At 62.5% G+C, this 18,700-nt stretch carries 16 protein-coding genes; 13 read left to right on the top strand and 3 right to left on the bottom strand.

The window, feature by feature from the left end; all coding sequences use genetic code 11:
• The first annotated feature begins 8 nt into the window (after positions 1-8).
• From ACG0Z6_RS09005 to hemH, 7 genes are all read left to right on the top strand, one after another.
• Positions 9-281 (top strand): oxidative damage protection protein, encoded by a 273-nt coding sequence (locus ACG0Z6_RS09005; RefSeq protein ID WP_394460550.1) that lies wholly within the window; start codon positions 9-11, stop codon positions 279-281.
• A gap of 157 nt (positions 282-438) precedes the next feature.
• A complete protein-coding gene (locus tag ACG0Z6_RS09010; RefSeq protein ID WP_394460552.1) occupies positions 439-1,497 on the top strand; it encodes an extracellular solute-binding protein in 1,059 nt (352 codons plus the stop codon).
• Positions 1,498-1,646: 149 nt separating this feature from the next.
• Entirely contained in the window at positions 1,647-1,946 is a 300-nt protein-coding gene (locus tag ACG0Z6_RS09015; protein ID WP_394460554.1) for an H-NS histone family protein, read from the top strand.
• Positions 1,947-2,072: 126 nt separating this feature from the next.
• Positions 2,073-4,073 carry a DNA primase gene (gene dnaG, locus ACG0Z6_RS09020; RefSeq protein WP_394460556.1) on the top strand — a complete coding sequence of 667 codons (2,001 nt, stop codon included), beginning with the start codon at positions 2,073-2,075 and terminating at the stop codon, positions 4,071-4,073.
• 374 nt (positions 4,074-4,447) lie between these two features.
• Positions 4,448-6,682, top strand: coding sequence for an RNA polymerase sigma factor RpoD (gene rpoD, locus ACG0Z6_RS09025; RefSeq protein ID WP_394460558.1), 2,235 nt, complete (start codon positions 4,448-4,450; stop codon positions 6,680-6,682).
• Positions 6,683-6,877: 195 nt separating this feature from the next.
• Positions 6,878-7,831, top strand: a complete 954-nt coding sequence (locus ACG0Z6_RS09030; protein ID WP_394460560.1) for an adenylate/guanylate cyclase domain-containing protein — start codon at positions 6,878-6,880, stop codon at positions 7,829-7,831.
• 10 nt (positions 7,832-7,841) lie between these two features.
• Complete coding sequence (hemH, locus tag ACG0Z6_RS09035) at positions 7,842-8,876, top strand: ferrochelatase (RefSeq protein ID WP_394460562.1); 1,035 nt, start codon at positions 7,842-7,844, stop codon at positions 8,874-8,876.
• Positions 8,877-8,941: 65 nt separating this feature from the next.
• On the opposite strand, the gene ACG0Z6_RS09040 is transcribed toward hemH, so the two are convergent.
• From ACG0Z6_RS09040 to ACG0Z6_RS09050, 3 genes are all read right to left on the bottom strand, one after another.
• Entirely contained in the window at positions 8,942-10,435 is a 1,494-nt protein-coding gene (locus tag ACG0Z6_RS09040; protein ID WP_394460564.1) for a tripartite tricarboxylate transporter permease, read from the bottom strand.
• 12 nt (positions 10,436-10,447) lie between these two features.
• Positions 10,448-10,960, bottom strand: a complete 513-nt coding sequence (locus ACG0Z6_RS09045) for a tripartite tricarboxylate transporter TctB family protein (RefSeq protein WP_394460566.1) — start codon at positions 10,958-10,960, stop codon at positions 10,448-10,450.
• 119 nt (positions 10,961-11,079) lie between these two features.
• Positions 11,080-12,042, bottom strand: a complete 963-nt coding sequence (locus ACG0Z6_RS09050; RefSeq protein ID WP_394460568.1) for a Bug family tripartite tricarboxylate transporter substrate binding protein — start codon at positions 12,040-12,042, stop codon at positions 11,080-11,082.
• Positions 12,043-12,143: 101 nt separating this feature from the next.
• Here ACG0Z6_RS09050 and ACG0Z6_RS09055 point away from each other — a divergent pair, with 101 nt between their 5' ends.
• The 6 genes from ACG0Z6_RS09055 (at position 12,144) to dnaJ (ending at position 18,667) form a co-directional block, all read left to right on the top strand.
• The gene (locus ACG0Z6_RS09055) at positions 12,144-12,836 is read left to right on the top strand and encodes a response regulator transcription factor (protein ID WP_394460570.1); all 693 of its coding nucleotides are present in this window, start codon (positions 12,144-12,146) and stop codon (positions 12,834-12,836) included.
• Complete coding sequence (locus tag ACG0Z6_RS09060) at positions 12,833-14,284, top strand: sensor histidine kinase (protein ID WP_394460573.1); 1,452 nt, start codon at positions 12,833-12,835, stop codon at positions 14,282-14,284. Before ACG0Z6_RS09055 ends, ACG0Z6_RS09060 begins: the two co-directional genes overlap by 4 nt.
• A complete protein-coding gene (locus ACG0Z6_RS09065; RefSeq protein ID WP_394460575.1) occupies positions 14,281-14,709 on the top strand; it encodes an RNA-binding S4 domain-containing protein in 429 nt (142 codons plus the stop codon). Before ACG0Z6_RS09060 ends, ACG0Z6_RS09065 begins: the two co-directional genes overlap by 4 nt.
• Before the next feature lie 139 nt (positions 14,710-14,848).
• Entirely contained in the window at positions 14,849-15,364 is a 516-nt protein-coding gene (gene grpE / locus ACG0Z6_RS09070) for a nucleotide exchange factor GrpE (RefSeq protein WP_394460577.1), read from the top strand.
• A gap of 94 nt (positions 15,365-15,458) precedes the next feature.
• Positions 15,459-17,417 carry a molecular chaperone DnaK gene (gene dnaK / locus ACG0Z6_RS09075; RefSeq protein ID WP_394460579.1) on the top strand — a complete coding sequence of 653 codons (1,959 nt, stop codon included), beginning with the start codon at positions 15,459-15,461 and terminating at the stop codon, positions 17,415-17,417.
• A gap of 104 nt (positions 17,418-17,521) precedes the next feature.
• Complete coding sequence (dnaJ, locus tag ACG0Z6_RS09080) at positions 17,522-18,667, top strand: molecular chaperone DnaJ (RefSeq protein ID WP_394460581.1); 1,146 nt, start codon at positions 17,522-17,524, stop codon at positions 18,665-18,667.
• Positions 18,668-18,700 lie beyond the last annotated feature (33 nt).

An 18,700-nucleotide genomic window follows, 5' to 3' on the forward strand; every position in this document is an offset into this window, starting at 1 on the left:
ACACCCCCATGGCCCGCACCGTTCAATGCGTCTACCTGAAGAAAGAAGCCGAAGGCTTGGACTTCCCCACCTACCCCGGCGATTTGGGCAAGCGCATCTTTGACAACGTCTCCAAAGAAGCCTGGCAGCTGTGGCTGCGCCACCAGACCATGCTGGTCAATGAAAACCGCCTGAATCTGGCGGATTTGCGCGCCCGCCAATACCTGGCCCGCCAAATGGAGCAGTACTTCTTCGGCGAAGGTGCTGACAAACCCGCTGGCTACGTCCCCCCCAGCCCCTGATTCCGTTCAAAGCCGCAACCGCGTTGGGCCATGGGCTGGTGCAAACCAGTCAACCTCACCAGAGAGAAGGCCAAAAAATATCGAACAAGAATGATTCGCATTAGGGATACACTGCCCAGCTGCTAATCACTCACTGTTTGGATTTGGAGGTTTCCCCATGCGTGCACTCGTTCAACGCATTGCCCAAGCGTCGGCAGTACTGTTGGCTGTTGGCAGCCTGATCGGCTCGCCGGCCCTGGCCCAGGAGAAGGTATTGAACCTGTACTCCGCGCGCCACTACCAGACGGATGAAGCGCTGTACGCCAACTTCACCAAGGCCACCGGCATCAAAATCAATCGCGTTGATACCGATGACGCAGGGCTCTTGGCGCGACTCAAGAGCGAAGGCGCGTCCTCGCCCGCTGATGTCGTGCTGCTGGTGGATGCGGCACGCCTGTGGCAAGCCGAAAGCGACGGCCTATTCCTGCCCGTCAAGTCCGCCGCGCTGCAGCAGCGCATCCCCGCGCACCTGCGCGCCAAGCCTCGCAGCGACGGGGCAGAAGCTTGGTTTGGCTTCAGCACCCGCGCCCGCGTCATCGTCTACAACAAGGCCGCAGTGAACAAGGCCGAGGTTCAGAACTATCAGGATCTGGCCTCGCCCTCGCTCAAGGGCAAAGTCTGCACGCGCTCCGGCTCGCACCCCTACAACCTCTCGCTGTTTGGCTCCATGCACGAGCACCTGGGTGCTGCCAAGACCGAGCAGTGGCTCAAAGCCGTGGCTGAAAACATGGCCCGCGCTCCCAAAGGCGGTGATACAGACCAAATCAAAGCTGTCGCAAGTGGGGAGTGTGGCGTGGCGCTGACCAACAGCTACTACCTGGCCCGCCTGATGCGCTCGACCAAACCAGAAGACCGTGAAGTTGTCGAAAAGGTAGGGCTCGTATTTCCCAACCAAAGCAGCACCGGCACCCACATGAACATTGCCGGTGGCGCAGTAGCTCGCCACACCAAGAACCAAGCCTTGGCAGTTCAATTCCTTGAATACTTGGCATCTGCCGAGGCGCAGATCTACTTTGCCAACGGCAATAACGAATGGCCAGCAGTTCCGGGCGTCAAGCTGAACAATCCAGCCTTGGACACCATGGGGGCCTTCAAGGCTGAAACCATTCCTGTCGCCGACGTCGGTGCCAATATCCCCAAGGTGCAGCAGATGCTGGACCGGGTCGGTTACAAATAAACTGGCCAAATTGCTCGGTAAACGCCCCGCTCTGCACGGGGCGTTTGTTTTTTGCCAATACTTGCGCTTGCATTCCCTGCATATCCGGCTTCTATAATCAGGCCATCCCCACTGGGGGGAAGTTGTTGGACTTAGCAAGGAATTCATAAATGGCATCGCTCAAAGACCTCCTGGCCCAACGGGCCGCACTGGACAAAGAAATCTCCGATACTCAAGAGCGCGAGCGCTCTGAAGCTATCGCCAAGGTCCGTTCGCTGATGGCCGATTACGGCCTGACTGCCTCTGACTTGGCTGGCGGCAAAGCCCCCAAGGCAGTTAAAACCTCCAAGGTTGCTGCCAAGTACCGTAACCAAGCCACCGGCGAAACCTGGAGCGGCCGCGGCCTGCAGCCCAAATGGCTGCGTGCAGCCGTGCAAGGCGGCGCCAAGCTGGAAGACTTCGCCGTCTGAGTCCCTGAGAGTTCTTCGAGCTCATGTCACGGCGCCTTCGGGCGCCGTTTTCCTTTCTTGCAAGGAAAACGCTCTGATAGCCCCCGTGCCAGACCCGATGCCCCTGAGCTTGGTTAGACTGTCGAAGTGATCCCCACTGGCTTCATCCAAGATCTGCTCGCGCGCACCGACATCGTCGACGTGATTTCGCGTCACGTCGAACTCAAGAAAGCTGGCATCAACCACAAAGGTCTGTGCCCCTTTCACGGCGAAAAGTCGCCCTCATTTATTGTCAGCCCCACGCGGCAAACCTATCACTGCTTTGGTTGCGGTGTGCATGGCAACGCCGTTGGTTTTTTGATGGAGCATTTAGGCATCGGGTTTATCGATGCCGTTAAGGACTTGGCTCAAAGCGCAGGCATGCAAGTCCCCGAAGAGGAGCGCTCCCCACAGCAACGCGCTCAGGAGCAGGCGCATAAACAGCAGCAGGTGCAGCTCACCGATGTGCTCGAGCAAGCTTGTGCGCATTACCGTAAGCAGCTGAAGTTACACCCCCAAGCCGTCGCCTATTTGAAAAGGCGCGGGCTTACCGGAAAGGTGGCCGCTCATTTTCAACTCGGGTATGCCCCAGAGGGCTGGCGCGCCCTGGCCAGTGCATTTGCCCAGTACGACCAACCCTCTTTGGTCGACGCAGGTTTGGTGATACTGCAAGAAGATGCCGGCAAGTCAGGCCAAGAGCAAAAGCGCTATGACCGGTTTCGCGACCGCATCATGTTCCCCATCCGAAATGTTCAAGGCCAAGTCATCGGCTTTGGCGGTCGGGTACTGGATAAAGGCGAGCCCAAATACCTCAACTCCCCGGAAACGCCGGTTTTCAGCAAAGGTCGTGAGCTTTACGGCCTTTTTGAAGCACGACAAGCCCTGCGCCGCAGCGGCTACGCCCTGGTGGTGGAGGGCTATATGGACGTGGTGGCGCTGGCTCAGCACGGCCTGGGGCATGCCGTGGCCACTCTGGGCACAGCATGCACACCTGAGCATGTGGCCAAGCTATTGCGCTTCACCGACACCGTGGTTTTCAGCTTTGACGGTGATGCCGCGGGTCGGCGCGCTGCGGCTCGAGCCTTGGATGCCGCGCTGGCTCACGCCACCGACACGCGCAGCTTCCGCTTCCTCTTTCTGCCGCCTGAGCATGACCCCGACTCCTATGTTCGTGAGCTAGGGCACGAAGCCTTCTCTGAACAGATGAAACAAGCACTGCCGCTGTCAGAGTACCTGCTAGAGCACGCCGCCGCGGGCTGTGATTTGCAAACCGCGGAGGGTCGCGCGCGCATGCTGGCCCAAGCCCGACCACTCTGGGAACGCTTGCCTGTTGGCGTGCTTCAGCAGCAAATATTGGCAGGCTTGGCGCGCCAGGGGCAGCTGTCTGAGACGGCACTGCGCACACTTTGGGCGCCTACATCGGCCCAACAATCGCCCCAACCCAACACTGCGGCAAAGCCGCGCCGCACCGCGGCAGCCGAAGAGCCCGCTTACGCTGAACCACCGCCGTGGCACGACATTCCCAGCCCCACGTCAACAGAACACAGTAGCGAGCCGCCCAACACCTCTGCCACAAGACCCACCTCCGCCAGTCCTGCACCGGGCACGGCCCGCAAGCCGTGGAGCAAAGACGGCAAGGGCAGCTGGCGTCGTCAACCCACCGACCCCACGCAGGGCTTGCCTAGACAAGCCCCTACGGCACCCGTGCAGCGGCTGGTGCGCATCTTGTTAAGCCAGAGCAGCCTGTGGGCTCAGCTCAGCGAAGAGGACTTGCATTTGCTGCATGCCCTGCCGGGCGATGCCGCGCAAGTGCTGGCTTGGCTGGAGCGCCACATCACAGAGCATGGCCCAGAGGATTGGGCAGCCTTGCGAGATGGACTGGCGCAGGACGACTTGCTCGAAACCGTGCAGCGCCTGGGGGGCTTGCCCATAGAGGTCGCCACGGCCGAGGCCCTGCAAGAAGACCTGGCGCATGTATTGAGGCAGCTACATATCGCCCGCCTGGAGCAGGAGTCCTCAGCCCTGGCCTCAGGCAACCCGGACGTTGACGCTCTGAGGCAAATTCAAGCCCTGAGGCTGCGCATCCAGCAGCTCAAAAGCGCCGGCTGATTCGCATAGCGCACATCTCGCACCGAGACGGTTTGGATCAGAAATATCGCCTTTTGTCCACACAATTTTTGACCAAGCGTGCGGCTTGAACGATAATTGGGGCTTGCGCGTCAAGTGTGACGGCAGTACCACCGGACCCGGCCGCCCACCGACAGTGGGTTGAATAATGCAAAGGCCACCCTTATCCGCATGGGCTGCACTCCCAAACGTTCACCCTGTACTTCACGCGCCATGCCTTGAGATTGCGGGAATCGCCCCGACAACACCTCTAGGCCCGAATCTGAGCCGCTTGGCCGCGCTCAGCCTGTTCCCATTGGACAAGCCCCATCGGCCAAGCGCTTCCCTGCATTGCACCCACCCACCCGAGGATCTGCATGACCGCCAAGAAGACCGCGTCCAAGGCAAGCGCTGCCAAGGCTGAAGAATTGGTCGACGACACCAAACCTGCCAAGGCGGCCAAGACCGCCAAGGCCGCGAAACCTGCCAAAACTGCTGCGGACTCGGGTGAGGACAAGCCCAAGCGTGGCCGCAAGCCCAAGGCCGACACCACCAGCAAGAAGACTGGCAAGGAAAAGGTCGAGGAGGAGGTTGAGGAGTTCGCCGATATCGAAGCCGAATTCGAAGTCGAGGCCGAACCCGAGGTCGAGAGCGAAGTCGCCGCAGGCGAGGACGAGGACAAGCCCAAGGCCAAGCCGCTGCGCATGAAGGTCAGCCGCGCCAAAGAGCGTGCGCTGATGCGTGAGTTCGGGCTGGACGAAACGGCACTGACGGAAGAAGAAGTTGCCAAGCGTCGCCAGGAGCTCAAGACGCTGATCAAGATGGGCAAGACGCGTGGTTTCCTGACGCACCAGGAAATCAACGATCACTTGCCCGAAAAGCTGATCAACGAAGAAATACTCGAAGCCATTGTGTCCATGTTGAACGACATGGGCATTGCGGTGTACGAGCAAGCACCCGACGCCGCGACCTTGCTGATCCAGGGCAGCGCCGCACCCACCGCCACTGAAGAAGAAGCCGAAGAAGCCGCCGAAGCCGCGCTCTCCACGGTGGACTCCGAATTCGGCCGCACCACCGACCCCGTGCGCATGTACATGCGCGAAATGGGCACGGTGGAGCTGCTCACGCGCGAAGGCGAAATCGAAATCGCCAAGCGCATCGAAGGCGGGCTGCAGGCCATGATGTTGGCCATCAGCGCCTCGCCCACGACCATTGCCGAAATCCTGCTCATGGCCGACAAGATTCGCGCAGGCGAATCTCAGATCTCGGAAGTGGTGGACGGCTTTGTGTCTGACGACGAAGCCGACGATTACGTGGCCGAAGAAGACTTCGACGAATTCGACGAAGAAGACGATGACGACGGCAACGGTGGCTCCAAAGCACTGACCAAGAAGCTCGAAGAGCTCAAGAATGCGGCGCTGGTGAAGTTCGACCAGCTGGCCAAGCATTTCGACAAGATGCGCCAGGCCTTTGAGAAGGACGGCTACAAGTCGGCCTCCTACAACAAAGCCCAGTCGGCCATCAGCGGCGACTTGATGACCATCCGCTTCACCGTCAAGACGATTGAGCGGCTGTGCGACATCCTGCGCTCGCAAGTCGATGACGTGCGCCGCTACGAGCGCGAGATCCGCAAGATCGTCGTGGACAAGTGCGGCATGTCGCAAGAGCACTTCATCAAGCAGTTCCCGCCCAATGTGCTCAATCTGGGCTGGGCCGTGAAGGAGTCGGAGTCCGGCAAGCCTTACAGCGCCGTGCTCAGCCGCAACCTGCCCGCCGTGCAGGAACTGCAGCAAAAGCTCATCGACATCCAAGCCAAGGCCGTGGTGCCGCTGGACGATCTCAAAGAGATCAACAAGCGCATGAACGCTGGCGAGCGCGCCAGCCGCGATGCCAAGAAAGAAATGATCGAGGCCAACCTGCGCCTGGTCATCTCCATCGCCAAGAAGTACACCAACCGCGGCCTGCAGTTCCTGGACCTGATCCAGGAAGGCAATATCGGTCTGATGAAGGCGGTGGATAAGTTCGAATACCGCCGCGGCTACAAGTTCTCGACCTACGCGACGTGGTGGATCCGTCAGGCCATTACACGCTCGATCGCCGACCAGGCCCGCACCATCCGTATTCCGGTTCACATGATCGAGACGATCAACAAGATGAACCGCATCTCGCGCCAGCACCTGCAGGAATTCGGATACGAGCCGGACGCGCCGACGCTGGCCGAGAAGATGGAGATGCCCGAGGACAAGATCCGCAAGATCATGAAGATCGCCAAAGAGCCGATCTCCATGGAAACGCCGATCGGTGACGACGATGACAGCCACTTGGGCGATTTCATCGAGGACACGAACAACGTTGCCCCGGTGGATGCCGCCATGCAGGCGGGCCTGCGCGACGTGGTCAAGGACATTCTGGACAGCCTCACGCCGCGTGAAGCCAAGGTGCTGCGCATGCGTTTCGGCATCGAGATGAGCACCGACCACACGCTGGAAGAAGTCGGCAAGCAATTCGACGTGACGCGTGAGCGCATCCGCCAGATTGAGGCCAAGGCCATCCGCAAGCTCAAGCACCCCAGCCGCTCGGACAAGCTTCGCACCTATCTGGACAATCTGTAATTGCCGGTCGTGGCTGCGACTCAGTGCAAACCCCAAAAGCCGGCCCAGCGCCGGCTTTTTTCGTTGTGCTGCGGCTGCACGCCTCCCCTCAATATCGGGGGATTAGCACGATCTGGCACTGGCAGAACCCGTAAATTCCCAGGGTCTGTGCGATTAGCGACACTACACTGAAGCTGTCTCAAACCGCAGCTGGCCATGTCACAAATCAGAGAACGCACTGTCCTGTTTGCTGACCTGCGCGGCAGCACAGGGCTGTTCGAGTCGCTGGGCAATGCCCACGCTTCCGATCTGGTGACAGGTGCGGTGTCCTTGGTGTCCCGAGCCATTCCGTCTTATGGCGGAACCCTGGTAAAAACCCTTGGCGATGGTTTGATGGCCGTCTTCCCTCAGCCCAACGACGGGGTGCGGGCGGCCATTCGCATGCAAGAACTCCTGCGTCAAAGCCAGGCCCTAAGCCCCAATGCCGGCCATGTGCTGCGGCTGCAGGTGGCCCTCTCGCGCGGGGAAGTGGTGGAGATCGGCAGCGACTGCTTTGGTGACGCAGTCAACGTCTCGGCGCGCTTGCTGGACCATGCCGGCGATGGCGAAACCTTGGTCACTGCCGAAGTGCTACAAGGGCTGCCGTCTTCAATGCAAGGGCATTTCCGCAGTCTCGATCGCATCTCGGTGCGAGGACGTATTGAGCCCGTGAGGCTCTACATGCTTGAGTCCAGCCAGCGCGATGCAGCTGTGACGCAATTCGGTGCCGACGCGCGATTGCACAACGAGCCCGATGCCATCCGGTTGAGCTGGCAGGACGTCAACCGCACCTACGACATTGGCCAGATCCCCATCATTCTGGGGCGCAGTTCGCAGGCCACGTATTGCGTGACAGATGTGCGCGTGTCACGTTCGCATGCACGCATTGACTGGCATGGCGGGAATTTCTCGATCACCGACCTCAGCTACAACGGCAGCTTTGTGCGCTTTGGCAGCGGGGAGGTCATCGGCCTGCGACGCAGCTCCTGCACCCTGCACGGTAGCGGCGTGATTGGGTTGGGGCGCCCTCCTAGCGACCCCCAAGCCCCTGTGGTTCACTTTGAAGTCATGCACTTTGCCGAAACAGTGCCTGCGAATTTGGCACACTCCAGGGCTCTGCGATCAGACTGACCCTGGCCCCATGCACCCTCACCCCAAGTCTGACCTTGCCCCGAGCGCGGCAGGCAAGACAGCGATTTTGCTTTGCAATCTCGGCACCCCCGAAGCGCCCACGGCCGCTGCACTGCGGCGCTACTTGTCTCAATTCCTGAGTGACCCGCGCGTGGTGGAACTGCCGCGCTTGCTGTGGTGGCCCATTCTGCACGGCGTGGTGCTGCGTGTACGACCTGCCAAATCCGCGGCCAAATACGCCACTGTCTGGACCTCCGAGGGTTCCCCGTTGGCGGTCTGGACGCAGCGCCAGGCCAAGCTGCTGCAGGGCTATCTGGGCGAGCGCGGCCATGCCGTGGTGGTGCGCCACGCCATGCGCTACGGCCAGCCCAGCATTGGCGCTCAGCTCGACGCCCTCAAAGCCGAGGGCGCACAGCGCATCCTGATTCTGCCGGCCTACCCCCAATATTGCGCCGCCACCACGGCCAGCGTGATGGACGATCTGGCGCACTGGACGCTGCGCACCCGCGCACTGCCCGAACTGCGCGCCGTGCGCGGCTACCACGACGACCCGGCCTACATCCAGGCCCTGGCGGCATCGGTTCGCAAGCATTGGGCGGACAACGGTCGCCCTGAGCTCTTGGTGATGAGTTTTCACGGCATGCCCGCACGCACCCGCGAGCGCGGCGACCCCTACCACGACGAATGCCAGCGCACAGGCGCCCTGCTGGCGCAGGCCCTGGGTCTGAGCGAGCAGGACTATGTGGTGACTTTTCAGAGCCGCTTTGGCAAAGCCCGCTGGCTCGAGCCCTACACCGAACCCACGCTCAAGGCACGCGCGGCGGCGGGGGTCAAAAAGGTCGACGTCATCTGCCCAGGCTTTTCCTCCGACTGTCTGGAAACCCTGGAAGAAATTGCCCAGGAAGCCCGCGAGGCCTTTCTGCATGCGGGCGGCCAGGCGTTTTCATACATCCCCTGCCTGAACGCCGACGATGCGCACATCAAAGCCCTGACCCAGCTGGCCCTGCGCCACCTGCAAGGCTGGCCGACCACGCCGGCGGCCTGACAAGGCAGTCCAGGCTGAAACAACAAGGCCCCTGCATGCAGGGGCCTTTTGCTAGGTGCGCGCGCTCAGCGCCGACGCGCAGCTTTGCGCCAGGCCAACAGCGGTGGCACCAGCAGAATCAGCGCGACCACGCCGAGCAAGGCCAGCGACATGGGCCGCTCCCAAAACACGCTGAAGCTACCGCCACCAATGGCCACGCCGTTGCGCAGATGGGCTTCAGCCAGCGGGCCCAGAATCATGCCCACCACCACGGGAGCGGTCGGGAAGTCAAAGCGGCGCATCACCACACCCAGCAGGCCGATGGCCAGCATGACGTAGAGGTCAAACGCACTTTGGCGCATGCCGTACACACCCACGGTGGCAAAAATCAAAATGCCAGCGTAGAGCTGGGGCTTGGGAATTTTGAGCAATTTGACCCACAAGCCCACCAGCGGCAGGTTGAGCACCAGCAGCATCACGTTGCCGATGTAGAGCGAGGCAATCAAAGCCCACACCAGCGTTGACGAAGTCTGGAACAGCTGCGGGCCCGCCTGGATGCCGTAGTTTTGCAGCGCAGACAGCAAGATGGCCGCCGTCACCGAGGTCGGAATACCCAGCGTGAGCAGCGGCACCAAAGTCGCTGTCACGGCGGAGTTGTTCGCGGCCTCAGGGCCTGCCACGCCTTCGATGGCGCCAGTGGTGCCGAACTCCTCCTTGTGCTTGGAGAGCTTGCGCTCCGTGGCATAGCTCAGAAAGGTGGGAATCTCAGAGCCACCGGCTGGAATAGTGCCGAAGGGAAAACCGATAAAGGTGCCACGCAGCCAAGCGGGCCAGGATCGGCGCCACTCTTGGCTCGTCATGTGAACGCTGCTGAGCTTGTTCATGCTGGAGGTCTCGCGGCCCTCGTAGAACGCGCAGTAAAGCGTCTCACCCACGGCGAACAAGCCCACCGCCACCAGCACCACTTCCAGGCCGTCCATGAATTCAGGAATGGAACCCGTGTAGCGCACTTGGCCGGTGATCTGGTCCAGGCCCACCAAGCCCATGGCCAAGCCGATGAACAGCGCAGTAATGCCGCGCAGGGCACTGCTGCCCAGCACCGCACTGACGGTCGTGAAGGCCAGCAGCATCAGGCAGAAATATTCAGGCGGGCCCAGCAACACCGCGTATTCCGCCACCAGCGGCGCACTGAGCGTAACCAGCACCGTGGCCAATGTACCCGCGACAAAAGAACCGATGGCGGCCGTGGCCAGGGCCGCTCCGGCACGCCCGCTCTTGGCCATCTTGAAGCCCTCCAGGGCCGTCACCATGGTGCCGGTCTCGCCAGGGGTGTTGAGCAGGATGGAGGTGGTTGAGCCCCCGTACATGGCGCCGTAATAGATGCCGGCAAAGAAGATCATCGACGCCGTGGGCTCCACCTGAGCGGTAATAGGCAAGAGCATGGCCACCGTCACCGCCGGGCCCAAGCCCGGCAGCACGCCAATGGCCGTTCCCAGCGCACAGCCCACAAAGGCCCACAGCAGGTTGACCGGCGTGCCCGCCGTGGCAAAGCCCTGCATCAGTTGTTGCCAGAGTTCCATATCCACGCTCCCTCAAATCCAGCCTGTGCCGGTCAAACCCGGCAGCTGGATGCCCAGCAGCTTGGTGAACATCCAAAACACCGGCAAAGCAATGGCCATGCCCACCAGCAGATCGCGCAGCGCCTGCGACCAGCGCCCACCGGGCTTGCCTTGAGCCAAACGCAAGCCACGCACAGCCAAGGCAAAGCACAGCGCACAAGCCAGCACGAAACCCACGCGCTCAATCAGCGTGGCATTGACAACCACGGCTGCCGCCACCCAAGCGCCTGCAGGCAAGTCAGCGCGGTCAGCACCGCCGGGCGTGCCGGTGTAGGTAAAGCCCCCGCGCAGCGCCTGCACCAGCAAGCCCACACCACAGCCCATCAAGACCACGGACACCAGCCACGGCAAGGCATTGGGACCGATGCCGCCGTAGCCCGCATTGGAAGGAATGTCTGCCGCGCCCCAAGCCATCAAGCAGCCCAGTGCAAATGCACCCAGGCCCACCAAGGCTTGCAGCAAGGGAGAACGGGAGGATGAGCTCATACCTGGCCTCTTGCTAAGGCACAAAACGTGCCCACCAATAAAAACGGCACGCCGCACAGGCGTGCCGCCAAACCCTTCTTACACCCTCAGCAGCTGAGCGTGCAAGAAGAGCTACCCGATCAAATCATGCCCGACTTGGCCATGATGGCACGCAGCAGCGCGAACTCACGGTCCACGAAATCAGCAAACTCCGCGCCGGTCAGCAATGCAGGCGTCCAGCTGTTTTTCTCCAGCGATTCCTGCCATGACTTGTGACGGGTGGCTGCCACCACCATGTCGGTCAGCGCCTTTTGCTGCTGCGGCGTGATGCCGGGCGCAGCGTACACACCGCGCCAGTTGCCGATCTCCACATTCAGGCCCAACTCCTTGAGCGTGGGCGCGTTGAGGCCCTTGATGCGGGTGGGCGAGGTCACCGCCACGGCGCGCATCTTGCCGCTCTCGATGTACTGCTGGAACTCGCTATAGCCACTGCCGCCCACCGACACGTTGTTGCCCAAAATGGCCGCGATGGCTTCACCGCCCCCACGGAAGGCAACGTAGTTGACCTTGGTGGCATCCACACCCGACTCACGCGCAATCATGGCCGCCGCGATGTGCTCGGTAGAGCCGCGCGAACCGCCGCCCCACTTCACGCTGCCAGGGTCTTTCTTCAGTGCCGCGATCACGTCTTGCATGGTCTTGAACGGCGAGGCTGCGGGCACCACAAAGACGTTGTACTCGCTGGTGAGGCGCGCAATTGGCGTAGCCTGGGTCACGCTCACCGGAGGCTTGCCGGTGATGATGCCGCCCAGCATGACCGCGCCCATCACCATCAGCGCATTGGGGTCGCCCTTGGAGGCGTTGACAAACTGCGCCAGGCCAATGGCACCGGCCGCACCACCTTTGTTTTCGTACTGCATCGATGCCGCCATGCCCGACTCTTGCAGCGACTTACCCAGCGCGCGGCCGGTCAAGTCCCAACCGCCGCCAGGGTTGGCCGGCAGCATCATTTTCAGATTGGCGCCACGGGCCTGTGCTGCAGGCAGTACAAAGCCCGCTGCAGCCAGGGCCGCCATGGACTTTAGAAAGGTGTCACGACGCATACCATCTCCTTGAATATCGTGTTGGATGTTTGTACGCGCATCCTCGCTGCAAAGGCTGTCAGTAGGCTGTCGAAACGATCCGGGAAAATGCTGACCCAACCATGAAGCTATTGTTGATCGAAGACGACCCCGCCATGCAACTGAGCCTCTCGCGCAGCTTGCGCCGCCAGGGCCTGCAGGTGCATTGCTGCGGCGATGGCGCAGCTGCACTGTCCATGTGGCAGCAACTGGCACCAGACATCGTGCTGCTGGACCTGAGCCTGCCCGGCATGGATGGCCTGGACGTGTTGTCGGCCGCTCGCCGCTCGGGGCTACGCACGCCGGTCATCATCCTCACCGCTCGCGGTGCGATTGGCGACCGCATCCTCGGCCTGAACTGCGGCGCTGACGACTATCTGCCCAAGCCCTTTGACCTGGACGAGCTCAAAGCGCGCATCCAAGCCCTGACGCGACGTTTGAACCAAAGCAGCAGCCAAGACCCTCAGCCCGAGCTGGGCAACAAGCTGGAGTTCTGCGGTCTGCGCGTGGACGCCATCAACGGTGCGGTGTATTTGCATGACCAAGTGCTGGACCTGCCGCCACGTGAGGCCGCCCTGCTGCGCGCCTTGCTGGCCCGGCCCGGCCACGCCATTGCCAAAGAGCGGCTCTTCGAAATGGTCTTCCCTGGCGAATTTGACGTGCAGCTCGAAGCCATCGAAGTGGTGGCCTATCGGCTGCGCAAGCGCCTGGGCACGGGCGGCGCGCAGCTGGTGACGCTGCGCGGCCTAGGCTATTTGCTCAAAGCGCCAACATGAAGCTGCTGCGCTCACTGCGGGCACAACTCATCGTCGGCATTCTGCTGCCGGTCGTGGTGTTGATCGGCTTCAACAGCGCCAGCCTCTACCACCAGGCCCTGCGCGCGGCAGATACAGCCTATGACCGCTCCTTGCTCGCCTCGGCCAAATCTCTGGGCGAACAGCTGGATATCCTCACCATCGGGGGGCGTACGCGCTTGCATGCGGTACTGCCCTACTCTGCGCTGGAGCCCTTTGAGGCCGACAACCGCGGGCGGCTCTTCTACCGCATCTCCGGCTTTGATGGCGAGATGGTCTCGGGCTACCAGGACTTGCCCCGCTGGCAGGGGCGCATACCGGACCACGGCCCCTACGCCGCGCTGGTGGACTTCTACGACGGGCAGTTCCGCGGCGAGCCTGTGCGCATGGCCGTGCTGCTGCAGCCCGTGGCCGACGAGTCTGGCTTTGGTATGGCCACCATCCAGGTGGCCGAAACGCTGGAGCTGCGCCGTGCCATGGCGCGGCAAATCCTGATCGAAACCCTTTGGCGCCAAGCCATGTTGCTGGGCGTCACCGCCCTGGTGGTGGTGCTGGTGGTGCAGCGCGCCATCAAGCCGCTGCAGCGGCTCTCAGAGCAACTGCGCCAGCGCGAGGCAGCTGACCTGAGCTCCATCGGAGCCCCCGACGCCCCGCAGGAGTGGCAGCCCCTGGTGGCGGCCACCAACCACATGGTGCAGCGTCTGCGCCAAGCGGTAGAGCACCAACGGCGCTTTGTGCGCGATGCCTCGCACCAACTCAAAACCCCGCTGGCGGTGCTGCGCGTGCAGCTGCAATCGGCCAGGCAGGGTGATGTGGATGCAGCACAAGCCCTCGAAGAAATTGCCAGCACGGTGGACCGCGCCAGCCAGGTGGTGCACCAAATGCTGGCGCTGGCCAAGGTCGAACAACTGCGCCAGACCGTCACCGCGCTGAACGAGTTGCCGCTGCAACGCTGGGACGAAGTCACGCGCAGCGTGGCCCTGGACTTGGCGCCGCTGATTGCTGAGAAGCAGGCTGACTTTGACATCAGCACCGAACCCTTGTGGGTGCGCAGCCACGTCTGGGCACTGCAAGAGCTGGTGCGCAACTGCCTGCACAACGCCCTGCGCCACACCCCTGCGCATGGGCGGCTGAGCATACGCATGTGGAGCGAAGCGGGCCGTGCCCGGCTGTGCATCAGCGACGCGGGCCCCGGCCTTACCGAGGCTCAGCGCGAGCACCTCTTCCAACCCTTTGCCGCCCCCCACCCCAGCGGCGGCACAGGCCTGGGCCTGACCATTTGCCAAGACATCGTGCTGTCGCTGCAAGGCAGCATCCAGCTGCACAATCGCACCCTCCCCAGCGGCCAAGTTGACGGGCTGGATGCCCACATCCAGCTGCCTTTAGCCGAAGCACCCACCCCCACACCGTTGCCACCGACCACGCCATGAGCAAGCCCGCCGCCGCCGATGCCCCGCCCAGCGTTCGCCTGGACAAATGGCTATGGGCCGCACGCTTTTACAAAACCCGCGCGCTGGCCGTGGAAGAAATTGGCAAAGGCCGCGTGCAAATCAATGGCCAGGCGGCCAAAGCCTCGCGCGAGGTCAAGCTGGGCGACTGCCTGAGCCTGCGCCAGGGCGAGGTGGCACGCGAGGTGTGGGTGCGTGGGCTCAGCAGCATTCGCGGCCCCGCGCCAGTGGCCCAGCTGCTCTACGAAGAAACGCCCGAGAGCCTGCTGCGCCGCGCCCAGCAGGCCCAGGCCCGACGGCTGGCCCCCGAGCCCGCGGCCAGCATCACCCAAGGCCGCCCCACCAAGCTCGACCGGCGCCGCTTGGCGCAGTGGGACCGCTGGAGCGCCGAGCTGCCCGACGCCTGATTACAAATATTTTTCGCCGCCCTCTTGAAATGGGCGGCCACACCCCCAGTTGCACCACGCAGCCCCGACAAAGGCCCTGCGCGCCGCCGCGCTCAGACTTGGCCAAAGCGGAGGCCCAAGATATCTAGGTAGGAGCACCATGAGCGATCAACAGCACCCCGACACGCCTACACCCGAGACCGACGCAGCCGCCCCGGCCGACACAAGCCCCCTGCTGGCCCAGACCGAAGCCCGCTTGGCCGAGATGTCCGACGCCTACCTGCGCGCCAAGGCCGAGGCCGAGAACATTCGCCGCCGTGCCGATGAAGAAGTGAGCAAGGCGCGCAAGTTCGCCGTCGAGAGCTTTGCCGAGGCCATGCTGCCCGTGATCGACAGCATGGACGCCGCCATCGCCCGCCCTGATGCCAGCGTGGAGCAGGTGCTCGAAGGCGTGCACGCCACACGCCGCCAGCTCGTCAGCGCGCTGGAGCGCAACAAGGTGCTGGAGATCAACCCGGCCGTGGGCACCAAGTTCGACCCCCACCAGCATCAGGCCATTTCCATGGTGCCGGCCGAGGGCGAGCCCAACACCGTCGTCACCGTGCTGCAAAAAGGCTATCTGATCTCCGAGCGCGTGCTGCGCCCGGCCCTGGTGACCGTGGCCGCCCCCAAGTAAACACCCAAGGGCAGGCAGCCCTTGAAAAGCCGCCCACCGCCCCCACATCCACCCTATCCCCAAGCATTCAAAGCGAATTCAGGAGTCTGACAACATGGGCAAGATCATCGGTATCGACCTGGGCACCACCAACTCGTGCGTGGCCGTGATGGAAGGCAACACCACGCGTGTGATCGAGAACGCCGAAGGCGCTCGCACCACGCCGTCCATCATTGCCTACCAGGAAGACGGCGAGATCCTGGTCGGCGCCTCGGCCAAGCGCCAGGCGGTGACCAACCCCCGGAACACCTTGTTCGCGGTGAAGCGCCTCATTGGTCGCAAGTTCACTGAAAAAGAAGTGCAAAAGGACATCGACCTGATGCCCTACGCCATCGCGGCGGCCGACAACGGCGACGCCTGGGTGGAAGTGCGCGGCAAGAAGCTGGCGCCACCCCAGGTCTCGGCCGAAATCCTGCGCAAGATGAAGAAAACCGCTGAGGACTACCTCGGCGAAGAAGTGACCGAAGCCGTCATCACCGTGCCGGCCTACTTCAACGACGCTCAGCGCCAAGCCACCAAGGACGCGGGCCGCATTGCCGGTCTGGACGTCAAGCGCATCATCAACGAGCCCACCGCTGCGGCCCTGGCCTTTGGCCTGGACAAGCACGGCAAGGGCGACCGCAAGATCGCCGTGTACGACTTGGGCGGCGGCACCTTCGACATCTCCATCATCGAGATCGCCGACGTGGACGGCGAAATGCAGTTCGAGGTGCTCTCCACCAACGGCGACACCTTCCTGGGTGGTGAAGACTTCGACCAGCGCATCATTGACTACATCGTCACCGAGTTCAAGAAAGAGCAAGGCGTCGATCTGACCAAGGACGTGCTGGCCCTGCAGCGCCTCAAGGAAGCGGCCGAGAAGGCCAAGATCGAGCTCTCCAACAGCTCGCAGACCGACGTCAACCTGCCCTACATCACGGCTGACGCCTCGGGCCCCAAGCACTTGAACATCAAGCTCACGCGCGCCAAGCTCGAAGCTCTGGTGGAAGAGCTGATCGAGCGCACCATCGCGCCTTGCCGCACCGCCATCAAGGACGCTGGCGTGTCGGCAGCCCAGATCGACGACGTGATCTTGGTCGGCGGCATGACCCGCATGCCCAAGGTGCAAGACAAGGTCAAAGAGTTCTTCGGCAAAGAGCCGCGCAAGGACGTCAACCCCGATGAAGCCGTGGCTGTGGGCGCGGCCATTCAAGGCCAGGTGCTGGGCGGCGAGCGCAAAGACGTGCTGCTGCTGGACGTCACCCCGCTGTCGCTGGGCATCGAGACCCTGGGCGGCGTGATGACCAAGATGATCGCCAAGAACACGACCATCCCCACCAAGTTCAGCCAGACCTTCTCCACCGCGGACGACAACCAGCCCGCCGTGACCATCAAGGTCTACCAGGGTGAGCGCGAAATGGCGCAGGCCAACAAGAGCCTGGGCGAGTTCAACCTCGAGGGCATCCCCTCCGCACCGCGCGGCGTGCCGCAAATCGAAGTGACCTTTGACATCGACGCCAACGGCATCCTGCACGTCAGCGCCAAGGACAAGGGCACGGGCAAGGAAAACAAGATCACCATCAAGGCCAACTCCGGCCTGTCTGAGGAAGAAATCCAAAAGATGGTGAAGGACGCCGAGCTCAACGCCGCCGAAGACAAGAAAAAGGTCGAACTGGTGCAGGCCAAGAACCAAGCTGACGGCCTGGTGCACAGCGTGCGCAAGTCCCTCAGCGAGCATGGCGACAAGATCGAGGCCGCCGAGAAGGACGCCATCGAGACCGCCATCAAGGACCTGGAAGAAGCACTCAAGGGCGAGGACAAAGCCGCCATCGAGACCAAGTCCGAGTCCCTGATGAGCGCCAGCCAAAAGCTCGGCGAGAAGGTCTACGCCGAAGCCCAGGCCGCCCAAGCCGCCGCCGGTGCAGCCAGCGGTGCGGAAGCCCAGGCCAACGCCGCCGCCGGTGGCGCCAGCAGCAAGCCTGCCGACGACAACGTGGTGGACGCCGAGTTCAAAGAAGTCAAAGACAACAAATAAAGGCCGCGTTGTACCGGGCCCAATGCCCGGTACACGCCACCGCCGCGCGGGTGCGAGTTGCCTGGCGCGGCGGTTTGGTTTGAAGCCCCTGCGCAAGGATGCCCATGGCAAAGCGTGACTATTACGAAGTTCTCGGCGTGGCCAAAAACGCCAGCGAAGAGGACATCAAGAAGGCCTACCGCAAGCTGGCCATGAAATTCCACCCTGACCGCAACCAGGGTGATGGCGCTGCGGCGGCCGAAGAGAAGTTCAAAGAGGCCAAAGAGGCCTATGAGATGCTCTCCGACGGCCAAAAGCGTGCCGCCTACGATCAATACGGCCACGCCGGCGTGGACCCGAATATGGGTGGGCGCGGCGGCCCTGGTGCTGAGGGCTTTGGCGGTTTTGCCGAAGCCTTTGGCGACATCTTTGGCGACATCTTCGGTGGCGCCGGAGGCGGCGGTCGACGCGGCGGTGGCTCGCAGGTGTACCGCGGCTCGGACCTGTCCTACGCCATGGAAATCACGCTGGAAGAAGCGGCCAACGGCAAAGAGACGCAAATCCGCATTCCCTCCTGGGAAGGCTGCGAAACCTGCAAGGGCACGGGCGCCAAGCCCGGCACCAGCGCCAAGTCCTGCGGCGCCTGCGGTGGCAGCGGCGCGGTGCACATGCGTCAGGGCTTTTTCAGCATCCAGCAAACCTGCCCGCATTGCCACGGCAGCGGCAAGATCATCCCCGACCCCTGCAACACCTGCGCAGGCCAGGGCAAGATCAAAAAGACCAAAACGCTGGAAGTCAAAATCCCTGCGGGCATCAACGAAGGCATGCGCATTCGCTCGGCCGGCAATGGTGAACCCGGCGTCAACGGCGGCCCTCCCGGCGACCTCTATATCGAGATCCGCCTCAAGCAGCACGAGATCTTCGAGCGTGACGGCGACGACCTGCACTGCACCATCCCGATTGCCTTCACCACGGCGGCCTTGGGCGGCAGCATTGAGGTGCCCACCCTGGGCGGCAAGGCTGAGATCGACCTGCCCGAGGGCACACAGCACGGCAAAACCTTCCGCCTGCGCGGCAAGGGCATCAAGGGCGTGCGCTCGAGCTACCCCGGCGATCTGTACTGCCACATCAGCATCGAAACGCCGGTCAAGCTCACCGAGCACCAGCGCAAGATGCTCAAAGACTTGGACAAGTCCTTGCGTGACGGCGGTGAAAAACACTCCCCCAACGCCAAAAGTTGGACCGATCGCGTGAAGGATTTATTCAAATAGTCGCTGAACACCGCGGACCAGCGTACAGATCCT

It is taken from the genome of Roseateles rivi (genome assembly GCF_043555845.1).
Lineage (GTDB): Bacteria > Pseudomonadota > Gammaproteobacteria > Burkholderiales > Burkholderiaceae_C > Roseateles > Roseateles rivi.